At 58.9% G+C, this 12,437-nt stretch carries 10 protein-coding genes; 5 read left to right on the forward strand and 5 right to left on the reverse strand.

What is annotated here, in order from left to right; all coding sequences use genetic code 11:
- Nucleotides 1-114: 114 nt before the first annotated feature.
- Nucleotides 115-558, reverse strand: a complete 444-nt coding sequence (locus tag JKG68_RS27755) for a response regulator (RefSeq protein WP_202065198.1) — start codon at nt 556-558, stop codon at nt 115-117.
- A gap of 510 nt (nt 559-1,068) precedes the next feature.
- Between JKG68_RS27755 and JKG68_RS27760 the strand changes: the two genes are divergently transcribed.
- Together JKG68_RS27760 and hfq are read left to right on the forward strand one after the other, a co-directional pair.
- The gene (locus JKG68_RS27760) at nt 1,069-1,353 is read left to right on the forward strand and encodes a hypothetical protein (protein WP_202065204.1); all 285 of its coding nucleotides are present in this window, start codon (nt 1,069-1,071) and stop codon (nt 1,351-1,353) included.
- 100 nt (nt 1,354-1,453) lie between these two features.
- Nucleotides 1,454-1,669, forward strand: a complete 216-nt coding sequence (gene hfq, locus JKG68_RS27765; protein WP_202065211.1) for an RNA chaperone Hfq — start codon at nt 1,454-1,456, stop codon at nt 1,667-1,669.
- 60 nt (nt 1,670-1,729) lie between these two features.
- Here hfq and JKG68_RS27770 read toward each other — a convergent pair whose 3' ends face one another.
- From JKG68_RS27770 to JKG68_RS27785, 4 genes are all read right to left on the reverse strand, one after another.
- Nucleotides 1,730-1,969: a DUF6489 family protein gene (locus JKG68_RS27770; protein ID WP_036359725.1), complete on the reverse strand. Its 240-nt coding sequence runs from the start codon at nt 1,967-1,969 to the stop codon at nt 1,730-1,732.
- A 123-nt stretch (nt 1,970-2,092) separates the two neighbouring features.
- Nucleotides 2,093-3,178, reverse strand: a complete 1,086-nt coding sequence (locus tag JKG68_RS27775) for a phasin family protein (RefSeq protein ID WP_202065213.1) — start codon at nt 3,176-3,178, stop codon at nt 2,093-2,095.
- 314 nt (nt 3,179-3,492) lie between these two features.
- Complete coding sequence (locus tag JKG68_RS27780; protein WP_202065215.1) at nt 3,493-5,436, reverse strand: PHA/PHB synthase family protein; 1,944 nt, start codon at nt 5,434-5,436, stop codon at nt 3,493-3,495.
- A gap of 763 nt (nt 5,437-6,199) precedes the next feature.
- The gene (locus JKG68_RS27785; protein ID WP_246515955.1) at nt 6,200-7,174 is read right to left on the reverse strand and encodes a TAXI family TRAP transporter solute-binding subunit; all 975 of its coding nucleotides are present in this window, start codon (nt 7,172-7,174) and stop codon (nt 6,200-6,202) included.
- A 444-nt stretch (nt 7,175-7,618) separates the two neighbouring features.
- On the opposite strand from JKG68_RS27785, the gene JKG68_RS27790 reads away from it, so the two are divergent.
- From JKG68_RS27790 to JKG68_RS27800, 3 genes are read left to right on the forward strand one after another with little or no spacing between them, the layout of a single operon-like run.
- Nucleotides 7,619-9,490, forward strand: a complete 1,872-nt coding sequence (locus JKG68_RS27790) for a phosphate acyltransferase (RefSeq protein ID WP_312891003.1) — start codon at nt 7,619-7,621, stop codon at nt 9,488-9,490.
- A gap of 27 nt (nt 9,491-9,517) precedes the next feature.
- Nucleotides 9,518-10,897: a dicarboxylate/amino acid:cation symporter gene (locus JKG68_RS27795; protein WP_202065217.1), complete on the forward strand. Its 1,380-nt coding sequence runs from the start codon at nt 9,518-9,520 to the stop codon at nt 10,895-10,897.
- Between the two features lie 26 nt (nt 10,898-10,923).
- On the forward strand, nt 10,924-12,306 hold the full coding sequence (locus JKG68_RS27800; protein WP_202065219.1) for an NAD(P)/FAD-dependent oxidoreductase: 1,383 nt from the start codon (nt 10,924-10,926) through the stop codon (nt 12,304-12,306).
- Nucleotides 12,307-12,437: the final 131 nt, after the last annotated feature.

Below are 12,437 nucleotides of genomic sequence, written 5' to 3' on the forward strand. Positions count from 1 at the left end.
GAGCTTTGTGAGATCGGCGATCATCCGAGCGGGAGAGAACGCAACCTGCGAGGCTTCATGCAACAGATACCACATACGATTACTTCCTTATGACGCCGTTATAACTTAGTTGCATTACGCTCGTGCTGTCGCGAACCTACCAGTGCGGTTGTGAGGCATGACTTCTTCGAAGCGGTTCGCTTGAATCGCCCTCTCGGCTTCCATCAGGAGTTCAAGAGCCAGCCAGGGCTTCGGCATGAACCGCACGTCCCGAAGAGCCTTATCAAGATCGTCCTCCAGAGGGGCGCCTGAGGTCAGAACAGTTCTGATCCAAGGCCACTTGAGCTGAGCCGTTCTGGCAAGGTCCACTCCGCTCATCGGACCTGGAAGCCGCACATCGGAGAAGAGAAAGGCTACTTCTCCTGCATGGTGGTGCAGGTAATTCAAAGCCTCCTCGCCATTGGATGCCTCAACGACGAGAAGATCAGTTTCCTCCAAGAGGGCTGCTGCCAGCCCCCTAAGCTCAACGTCACCCTCAACTATTAACGCGACCTGCTGCTGCTCGAGTCTTTGGCCCATCGGGTGGCACTCCCTTGCCCGGAGGAGGTTCATCTTACGAGTTGTTCTGCTCAATCAGTTGAAGAAGCCGCTTGGGGACGGGTTGACTGAGTAGGTCGCGGTGCATGGCTCGGACGAGATGGTCAATGGAGAGGATTGAAACGACAAAGGGTCCTGCTGGCGCTGATGTGCCATGGCCCCTGCTCGCCATTCCGGAAATCCTTATCCCAGCCGTTTCGGCCTAAGCGGTTTACGCACGTAGGACCACGAACCTGTGAGCAGCCAAAGATGTTCCGATGGGGTAGCAAAAGAAGAGCATAGACTTTAGTATCGTCAAGCGTGCCATTATAGCAATATTCTATTGATTCAGCTGTCGTCGTTAGACTTTGAGGAGTTGGCTGTTCAGCATGATCTAAAGATTTGGTCTATCAACTGGTGTTCTCCGCGCTGGTATGTTTCGCAACCACTGCCTTGTTTTTGCCTTATATTGGCTTAGCCTGAAGGGATAAGCTCGGAGGCAGGCACTGTACCATGAAGAAACTCACCCTTGTTGTTGATGAACGGGAGTTGAGTACTGTCCGTGCCGCACTTTACCTCCTCCAGGAGCAAGTTGATGCCCTCCCAGAGGACCTCGCCGAGATGATGGCCGAGTACGGACAACCAATGACGCAGGCCGAGATCGAGCGGCTTAGCCATCGCCTCAATGAACCGGCAAGCCCGACGCAAGACCATGCTGATCAGGAGTTTCTCCAGGCTATGAGGGTTGTTGAAGTTGAAGGCTTTTCCGCAGAGGCAATCGCCCGAGGTCCTGCCTGAGCCTTCTGCACATGCTGATAGTCTCGTCTGAGATCATTCCAATGGGGCTTGGTCGCGACAAGAAGCATCCGGCTAAGGGTGCTCGCAGAGGGATTCAATCGTGTCTGCACAATCTCCTGCGACAATACAGGACGTGTTCCTCAAGCATCTCCGTGACAACAAACTTGATGTGACGATGTTTCTCGTCAACGGGATCAAGCTCCAAGGCCAGGTCAGGCAGTTCGTTGACTTTACCGTCCTTCTGGTGCAAGGGAGCGGCACCCAGGTTGTTTATAAGCATGCGATTTCGGCCATCAATCCAGCAGAGCCCATCTAACGGGCGGACCCGACTTCATTCGGGCAGGCCAACCGCTTCCAGCTGACGATTTCGCTTCACCTACTCACGTTTTGTCCCCGTCATTTGCGACATAAAGATCTCCTGCATCTGCTCGAACCCTTTCAGGGTGGCGGGCAGCCAGGTTCTCAGCATGGCTTCGGGCTCCATAGCTCTGATGTTCGCGGTCATGCGGTCCTGTACCTCCCGCATGAGCTGCTCTTGCATGGGCTTCACGTCTGGCAGTCCGAGAAAGGCCCGTGCCTCCTCGGGTGTGCACTCAACGTCCATGGTGATCTTCATCTGACATCCTGCTCCAGCATCAAGCGATAGGCAGCCGATCTTTAGTGTCGTACGAGACCTGAATATGCAAACGCCCCTGGCTCTGGACCAGGGGCGCGTCTCTAGGGTTATCAGGCCAGGAGGCTACGCTGCCCGATTGGCCTCAGCCGTAGCGGCTCGGGCCGCAGTCTCGGCGACACGGGTGGAAAACTCCGCTATCCGGCGGCTGTTGGCCAGGGTCAGCTCCAGATTGTCGCGCAACAGCGAGCTTTGCACCGCCAGGAACTCCGGGAGGCTCCGACAGCGAACCAAGGCATTCACTCCATCCAGGTTCTTCTGCATTCGCTCCTGAACCATCTCCAGGCACTCGCCTGAAGCCTCCTGAATTCCACGTGCCAGAATGGCGCTGGACTGGGTGACAACCTGCAGGTTCTCCGTCGCACGCTTGGTCAGCTCCTGAGTACGCTGGCGGGCCGCGCCAAACACCTCGGTGACCTGGTCTGTCGTGCGCTGTGCGACTTCCACGACGGTGCTGACGCTGGTTTGTGCCACCTCTTGTGCTGACTTCGCAGTCTGTTGAGCGGCCTTTGGAGCCGCCCAAGCGGTGTTCACAACCACCTCAGCTGCCTGCTGCACACGCTTGGCTTCCTCGCGCTCGCGGCGGGCTGCCGCACGACGCTCCTCCGCCTCTGCACGCTCAGCGGCCTCGATCCTGGCCTGCTCGGCCTCAGCCTTCTCGCGCTCGCGTCGGGCTTCGGCGCGACGCTCCTCAGCCTCCGCCCGCTTCGCCTCCTCGATCTCAGCCTTCTCGGCTTCGATCCGCTCGACCACGGCTTCAGCTTCCTCGTCACTCAGAGCCTTCAGAACAGCCGGGAGGAGCTCCTTTTTGTCATCCCTGACATGCTGCTGGAACACCCGCCTGAGCTCAGCCACTCGCGTGGCGAACTCCTCGCTCTCCTTCGGCGTGTGATCAAGCTCTGTCAGGAGTTTGCGGGTCGCCTTGTTGTCGTTGAGAGCCTCGCGCACGAGGTCCTTCAGGTCCTTGTGCTTGCGCAGCACCGGAAACAGGTGCTGTTCCTCAAGACTTGCGAGCAGCTCCAGCTCCTCTTTGAGATCAGCGAACAGCCTCTCGCGGGTTTTCACTGCATTCTCAGAGGTGTCAACGAGCTTGGCAAAGAGCTCGTTCGCGCGGGCTGGGCTGGTCTGGATCAGTTGGCGGATCGTTGTCATAGTCCCTCACGTGATCGGCCGATGCGTGTGGCTCGCGCAGGCTTCGGCGCTGAGCCGGTGAACGCATTGGTAGCGGATTGGAATAGGCCTATAATGCAACGCTTGGGCCCGGCGGCTCGCGCTTTGTGGGATATCCCGCATAACAGAGCAATCGAGACAGTATGCTGCACTGCAGCATAGGTCAACGGCTGTTTTTGCGAATGGTTCCAGGCTGCTCCTCATCCGAGCAATCCGGTAGACCGGCTTGAGCTTATTGAGACGAACTCTGTCTTTCATACATGATAGATGCCTTTGAAGAGTCCGCCACAGCCATCCTACTTTTCCATGACATAAGTGCCGGGCGCATCCTGCAGAGGTGGGTACTTGGCGCTGCCCATCGGTGGCGGCGTGCCCTTCCGGCCCGATCGGGCAGAAAGCCAGGCCGTCCAGTCCGGCCACCAGCTCCCCTCATGGCGGCTGGCGCTCTGCAGCCACTGCTCGGGATTGCTCGCTGCTGCCTCTCCAGTCTCCCAGGTCCAGTAGGCTCCCTTGCCGCCGGGTGGGTTGATGATCCCGGCAATATGGCCGCTGGAGGCGCGGACGAACCGCACGTCACCCCCGAACAGCTGCGTGATGCGCCAGGCTGCGTCCCAGGGCACGATGTGATCCTTCTCCGCCCCCACCGCATAGGCGTCCTGGCGGATACGGCCAAGATCAACCGCTTCGCCCTTGAGCGTGATCTTGCCCGGCTCGATAAGATTGTTCTCAACATAGGTATTGCGCAGGTACCAGCTGTGGGCGGTACGGGCCATCCGGGTGCCGTCACTGTTCCAGTACAGAAGGTCAAAGGCGGGCGGCTTGCTGCCCATCAGATAATTGTTGACCACGTTGGCCCAGATCAGGTCGTTCGAGCGCAGCAGGTTGAACATGTTCGACATCTCACGGCTGTCGAGATAGCCACGCTCCATCATCTGCTGCTCGATCAAGTCCACTCCCGGCTCATCCATGAAGACGGCGGTGTCGCCCACCCGCGAGAAGTCCTGCAGCGAGACCATAAAGCTGGCCGAGTTGAACCGCTTGTCACCCTTGGCTGCAAGGACAGCCAAGGTCATCGTCAGCAGTGTTCCGCCGATGCAGTAGCCCATGGCGTTCACCGTGGGGCTCCCCGTGACCTCGCGCACCACATCGCTGGCCTCGATGGGACCAAGGTCCATGTAGTCCTCGATGCCGATCTCATCCATGGACGCATCTGGGTTCTTCCAGGAGATCAGGAAGACCGTGAACCCCTGCTCTACCAGGTAGCGCACCAGGCTGTTCTTGGGCTGCATGTCGAGGATGTAGTACTTGTTGATCCAGGGCGGCAGGATCAGCAGCGGCGTCTTGTGAACCTTCGCCGTTGTGGGCGTATACTGGATCAGCTCCATTAGGCGATTGCGGTGGACCACCTTGCCGGGGGTAAGGGCGAGGTTCTTGCCTGGCGCGAAGGCTTGGGTGTCGACCATGCTCAGACGCCCGGCCTGGAGATCGGCGGCAAGGTTGGCGGCCCCGGCTGCAATACTGGTTCCGCCTGTCTCAACCGCCCTTTGAAGAGCAACAGGGTTCGACAGCAGGATCAAAGCGGGGCTCATGGCATCCACGAACTGCCGCAGATGGAAGTTGATGCGCTGCTGCTCGGCCTCGTCCATGCCCTCCACGTCGCCCTGCTGCAGGAGCCAGTCGGACGCGAGCAGGTAGATCTGCTGAAGGGTGCGATAGACCGGGTTCGTGTGCCACTCGGGGGCAGCAAACCGCTTGTCTGTTGCGGCAGGACGGGACCCATCCGCTGGCAACGCTCCTGTCATACCAAGCCAGCGCTGTCCGGCCTCCTGCCATACGTCAACGGCAGAGCGCCATAGATCCTGATTGAGATCCGTAACGGCGAAAGCTGTGCTGGGCTTTCGCAGCGAGCGCAGCCAGACGATGCGCAGAGCCCTCGCGATCTCGGCCCAGTCGACCGGCACCACCTCGCGTAGAGGATTGGCGTTCCACATTTGGTCAATGGTGCGGAGTGCGGGATCCTGTGACAGGCTGCTCTGGAGCTGATCGATGCCTCCGTTGATCAGGCTTGAAGCGGGGTTGCCCACCGTCATCTGCCACCACGCCGTGCCTGGATCAGCCAAGGCCTTTGCTGGAGCAGACACCTGGTCCATCCAGGAGGCCCAGAGTCTCAGCATCACATCGGGCCCAGGCAGGGTCTCGTCCGACTGCGTTTGACTTTCGTGAGTGTCTTCGCCCGCCATCAGCTTCCTCCACTATGACCATGGGCTGCTCTCAGACAATCACCTCTGCGGAGGGACCTTCAGGCACCCATTCCTGCTTCGCGACACAGCAGCGATAGTGCAAGGTGAGGGAAGGGGTATCCCCAATCCATATCGTCCTTGCATCACCAGCGCGAGCGCACGAGTCTGGGACAACGCACCAAAGAACCGGATTGGTTCATGCGAGCCGGGACCATCGTGCTAAACCAAGTGGCTGCAACACAGTCGCTCCTGCCCGTCATACCCATTGGGCCTCAGGCCGCTCGCTGAACCGGTCCAGCTGAGATGCGTTAGACACCAGTGCGGTCAAAACGCGAGCACAGCCATGACAAAGCCTCAGGATCAGCCGATGCAGCAAGACAAACCAGCACTGAACCCCGGAGATCTGGCTGAACCTGGTACGCCAGGAACAGGCGAAGATGTCTGCTCCGAATGCAAAGGCTCTGGCCAAATTGACAGTGCGCCCTGTCCGGCCTGTGGAGGCACAGGCAAAGTGATCGAGGGGATTGGTGGCGGGTAGATGCCCTGGACTGCTGGATCCTATCCTTTCCTGAAGGATACCGATCACCTGCGAAGCGCTTTCCCGGTTAGGCTCTGTGTCACTCAGAAACTATTCTGCAGCCGCTTATGAACTCCGTTACAGAGTCTCGTGACATAGAATGCGCAGCGTTATTTTGCAAGATAGAGCCTGGTTTAGACAGTTCCCACGACTCAGATTGTTATCTTGGGCGTTCATCACAGTCGCTCAGTCATTTCGGATAATGCCGACAACGCCCTTGTTTTGGTACCAGCGGCTTGCCCCATCGTGAAATGGGAGAAAGGTGTTGCGGGTGAAGTTTGCCGGTACCGTCTCGGCCGCGGCCGAGTGGACTTCGATCAATAAGTCTTGGTTCGCGAAGACCGCCTCAAGAATTGCGTAAACGAGGTCGGCGGGCACATCAGGATGAGCGACCGCGAAGTTGTAAAGCCCGACTGTCCCATAGTTGCTCCTCAGTGACGGGTAGGTGCCCGCTCCGACAACAGAGGCCCCAAGTTCCGGCATAGCGAGACGCAGATCGAGGATCTGTTGCTGAGTAAGCGGAAGGTAACGGACCTTTCCCTTTCGCTCGAGATCGTTAAACGAAGGGAAGGGAGCGCCGGCTGCCACAGCGAGCGAGTCGAGAGTTCCGGCCTGCACTTGGTTCGCCAACTCAGCCCAGTCGCCATGGACAAATGAGGCATCAAGTTTCAGAACCTTGAAGAATTCGGGAATATAAGCTCCCGATGTGCCACCCTGCGGGCCGATGCCGACGAGTTTGCCATTGAGGTCACCCACCGAGCGGATGCCAGACTCCTCGCGGACCATGAACTGAAATGGCGTGTCGTACATCGGAAAGAGGGCGCGCAATGCCCTGAGTTGTTTGCCTCCGCTCCAAGGAGCCGATCCGTTCCAGCCCTGCAAAGCGACGCCAAGTGTGACAAACCCAATCTGGATCTCGCCTGCTTCCAGTAAGAGGATGTTCTGCCCAGGCCCTTCTGTTACTCGGGCGGTTACTGGAAGGTTGAGGGCGCGGGTCAGAATACGCGCGAGCCCTTCGCCATAAGCGTGATATGTGCCTCCCGGCGAGGCGGTGCCGATTGTGAGCGATGGGGGCCAATGCGGCTCTACTGCTGCAGCGGGCCAATGGACCGCAACCAGCCCCAGAAGCATTGCGAAGACTCTCGCAGCGGGTCGAAGCATGAGAACCTTCCTCGCTTTTGATGACGCAGTACCGGTTCAAAGTTAAGTCGCACTATCGAAGACAATCTCTCCCAAACGCTTAACAATGTGAAGCGCCATTGTGCAGTGATAGCACGAACCCGGTATTGGACTACCCGTTCATCACAGCACACGATAGCTATACGGCCTAGATTGTTCTTGACTGGGACAACGCCCGGCGGCCCTGCTTGACCTTCTGAATGACTATCATACGGAAGTATTCACGACTGAGATGGGTGATTGCAAGAGCTTGCCTATCTAGGATTTTGCAATGGGAACCGAATGCGGTACTGCTGAGTTCACCTCCTCAATCAGCTCACCTAAGTTAAATCAGCACAGCTGTTCGGCCGAATCTAAGTAATCAGCGTACCCGCGTCTAAGTAATCAGCGCGCCCGCGTCTGAGGGGGAGCGCCGGGGAGGTGACGGTGGACCGCAGTCGCGACCTTGATCCGGTCGAGACCAGAGAATGGCTCGACTCGTTGAATGGTGTTCCGGATGTCGATAGGCCTAACAGAGTCCACTTCCTCTTGGAGCAAGTAATAGACGGAACGCGCCGCAAGGGCGCTGCTGTCCCGTACTCGGCAACAACCCCCTACGTGAACACAATTCCTGTCGAGCGGCAGGAGCCCAATCCTGGCGATAGGTTCATCGAACATCGGATCCGGTCCGCTGTTTGCTGGAATGCTCTTGCCATCGTACTCAAGGCCAACAAGGAGTCCTCCGAACTCGGAGGCCACATCGCCAGCTTCCAGTCGGCTGCAACCCTCTACGACACGGGCTTCATGAGCGGACGCTCCCTCTCACTCGGACGTGACGAAGGTCTCACCAAGGTTAGGTTCGACGAGGCGACGGATCGGATCATCGGGTGTAGCATCGTCGGGCCGTCCGCAGGCGACCTGATCGCCAAGGCCACGCTCGCCATCGAGATGGGTGCGGATGCGCAGGACATCGGGCTCACCATTCATCTGCATCCAACCCTCTCGGAAACCATTGGGATGGCGGCGGAAGCCTTCGAGGGCACGATCAATGAGGAGATGAAGCTCGCGGCCGTCCGGGCGATTGCCGAACTTGCCCAGGTCGAACAATCGGACGTTGTGACGGCCGCCTACGGCACGCAAGACATCAGCTTCGGCCCTGATTATCTCATCCCACGCCCGTTCGACCCACGGCTGATCACCAAGGTCGCGCCGGCCGTTGCCCAGACGGCGATGGAGAGCGGCGTTGCGACCCGGCCGTTGCCGAAGGTTGAGAAGTATAGGCGGTCCCTTCAGCGATTTGTTTACACCTCCGGAACAGTGATGCAGCCTGTCTTCGCCGCGGCGGCCGAGTCTGGTCGCAAGCGCATCGTGTACGCCGAGGGCGAGGACGACCGCGTCCTTCGCGCGGCACGAGTTGTGGTCGATGAGAGCCTTGCAACGCCAATCCTGGTGGGTCGGCCGGACGTGATCACCCAGAAAATCTCAGCACTGGGCCTTCGCCTTCAACCCGCCCGCAATATCGAGATCGTCAGCTTCGACAATCAGGATTCTATCTCTCAGTTTGCAGACACCTATTACCAGCGTCGCAAGCGGCACAGCCTGTCCCACGATGTCGCAGCAGCCGAAGTGCGGCGCAACAGCACCCTCATCGGGGCGATGCTGCTTTGTGGCGGCCAAGCGGATGGGCTCCTGTGCGGGACATTCGGGGCCGACACCAATCATCTGCGCTATCTTGAGGAGGTGATCGGACTGGCTGAGGGCGCTCACAGCTTTGCCGCGATGAGCCTGCTTCAGCTCCCACGGCACACAGTCTTCATCTGTGATCCTTATATCCACCTTGACCCATCGGCGGAGGAGATCGCTGAAATGGCTGTGCTGGCAGTAGCGGAGCTGAGGAGCTTCGGTCAGACACCACGCATCGCCCTTGTGTCGCACTCCAATTTCGGGACCGCCAGCGATCCGTCAGCGCGCAAAATGCGAGACGCGCTCGAACTGATCTACCGGCGCGCGCCGGATCTCGAGGTCGAAGGTGAGATGCACGCTGATGCGGCTCTCAGCAAACCCTTGCTCAAACGAATCTTCCCGGATGCAAGGCTTTCCGCTGAGGCGAACCTCCTGATTATACCAAACCTCGATGCCGCAAATGCTACCTTCAACGCTCTCAAGATCGTCGCGGGGCAGGGGATCAGCGTGGCGCCGATTCTGCTGGGTGCAGCCAAGCCGGCTCATATTCTCACACCCATGACGACTGTGCGGGGAATAGTGAACATGACGGCGCTGACAGCGGTGGCTGTTGGACCAGCCTCGCACGACAAGTGACAGAACCTCTTTGAGGGAGGATGCGTAATGGTAACGGTGAACCCGACAACAGCAGTCTTGGATTCCCACCAGAAAGGCCGATGGTACCAGCATCTTTATGTCCAAGTGCTGACGGCAATCCTAATCGGCGTCCTCCTGGGCCACTTCTATCCTTCCGTCGGTGAGGCGATGAAGCCACTTGGTGATGCTTTCATCAAGATGATCAAGATGCTCATCGCACCGATCATTTTCTTCACCGTCGTCCACGGCATTGCCAGCATGAAGGACATGAAGAAGGTTGGCCGCGTTGGCTTGAAGGCGCTGATTTACTTCGAGGTGGTCACGACGCTGGCCCTCGTGATCGGACTAATCGTGGTCAACGTGTGGCAGCCCGGGGTCGGCATGAATGTCGACCTTACGACGGTTGACACCAGCTCGATCGCGGCCTTCACTTCAAAGGCGAAGGACCAAAGTACCATCGCGTTCCTGATGGAGATCATCCCGTCAACCGTCGTGGGCGCCTTCGCAGCCGGAGAAATCCTGCAGGTGCTGTTCTTCGCGATCCTCTTTGCCTTCGGGCTGCAGGCACTTGGCGAGCGTGGCGAGTCGGTCCTGCGCCTGATTGACGTGGTCAGCCACGTCTTCTTCCGCATCGTCGGCTTGATCATGAAACTGGCGCCGATTGGCGCATTCGGTGCGATGGCTTTCACGATCGGCAAGTACGGCGTCGGAACCCTGGTGTCGCTCGGCAACTTTATGCTGTCGTTCTACGCGACCTGTCTACTCTTTATCTTCGGCGTGCTTGGTGGCATCGCGGCGCTATGCGGGTTCTCCATCTTCAAGTTCATCCGGTACATCAAGGAGGAGCTTCTCATCGTGCTCGGCACCTCGTCATCGGAATCGGTTCTGCCGCGCATGATTGCTAAGATGGAGAATCTGGGCTGCGAGACTTCTGTCGTCGGACTGGTGATCCCCACCGGATATTCCTTCAACCTCGATGGGACCTGCATCTATCTGACAATGGCGGCCATCTTCCTCGCCCAGGCGACCAATACCGATCTAACCATGACGCAGCAGCTGGGAATCATCGCGATTCTCCTGCTCACCTCCAAAGGCGCCGCAGGTGTTACGGGGTCCGGCTTCATCGTGCTTGCAGCAACGCTTGCCTCGGTCGGCACGATCCCGGTTGCGAGCATCGCCCTCATCCTTGGCATCGACCGCTTCATGTCGGAAGCACGGGCACTCACTAACCTGATCGGCAATGGTCTGGCGACCGTCGTCGTCGCCAAATGGGAAGGGGCGCTCGACGAGGGCCGCCTCCACCGCCGTCTCAACCGGGAGACGGACCTTGAGGCCGACGAACCCGAGACCGTGAAGGAGGTGGATGATGTCATTGAGGCAGGGGGACCACAACCAATCCGGGTCTGAGCGGCAACCCCAAAGGACAGATGACCATGTCCGACGAGCGTAGTTCAGGCACACACGCCAACCACAGGCGGAACCCGACTCCTCAGTCTGTTGTGGATCAGTCCCTCCACCAGATTGTGGTTGTTGGCGGCGGTCCAGTGGGGCTGCAACTCGTGACCAAGCTCGGGGACCGGCTCGGCCGGCGCAAGAAAGCACAGGTGACGCTGGTTGAGCGCTCAAGGACCCACATTTGGAAGCCTCCCCTGCATGAAGTGGCTGCCGGCAGCATGGATGTCGGCCACCATGCCGTCGACTATCTCGCGCAGGCGCACCAGCATCACTTCCGTTATCGGGTCGGCGAGATGACAAACCTTGACCGCGATCAGCAGGAGGTTGCCCTTGCTGCCAGCATCGACAACGAAGGCCGCGAGGTCACCCCGCCTCGTTCGTTCCGGTATGATACATTGGTCATTGCCGTAGGCAGTGGGAGCAATAACTTTGGCACACCAGGCGCGAAGGAGCATGCCATCGCACTCGATACACCGGACCAGGCGGTGCGGTTCCATCAGCGGATGGTTGATAGCCTTATCCGCGCCCACGCGCAGCCTGGTCCGGTGCAACCCGGCCAATTGCATGTGGCTGTTATCGGCGCTGGCGCAACCGGCACCGAGCTCGCCGCGGAACTACACCGGGCGACTCGGCATGTTGTCGCCCAGGGGCTCGACAGGGTTGATCCGGAGAGGGACCTCAAGATCACCCTTATCGAAGCGGCCGATCGCATTCTCCCGGCAGTTCCGGAGCGGGTATCCGAAAGCGTCATGCGCCTGCTCAGCACCATTGGAGTCGAGGTTCGCACGAAAGCGCGTGTGACGGAGGTGTCCGACAAGGGCGTGCACCTTGCCGATGGGAGCTTCATACCCTCAGAGCTCGTGGTCTGGGCCGCGGGAGTGAAGGCCCCTGACTTCCTGAGGGATTTGGATAGGCTCGAAACGAGCCGGAACAATCAGCTTTTGGTCACACCAACGCTCCAGACCATGCGGGATCCCAACATCTTCGCAATCGGCGATTGTGCTTATCTCGTCACGCCGGACCTGCCCACGCCCATCCAGCCACGCGCACAGGCCGCCCATCAGCAGGCGACCCATCCCGTCAAGCAGATCCAGCGGCGTCTTGAGGGTAAGCCTCTGCAGTCCTTCCGCTACCGCGACTTCGGTTCGCTGGTCTCGCTCGGGGAATACAGCACGGTCGGCAATCTCATGGGTTTCATCCGGGGCAAGGACTTCTTCATCAAAGGCTTGGTGGCCCGCCTGATGTATCAGTCACTCTACACGATGCATCAGCGGGCACTTCATGGCTCGACAAAGGTTGCTCTTGATACGACCGCACGCATGCTGACCCGCTGCACCGAACCCCGTATCAAGCTCCACTAACAGGCAAAATAATACGCATACGTCAAACATCACCATAGGAGGATCTATGACTAACATCGTCATCGTCGGAGCGGCGCGGACCCCCGTCGGCTCGTTCAACGGAGCCTTCGGCAACACCCCCGCTCACGATC

The organism is Microvirga aerilata, assembly GCF_016743775.1.
GTDB lineage: Bacteria > Pseudomonadota > Alphaproteobacteria > Rhizobiales > Beijerinckiaceae > Microvirga > Microvirga aerilata.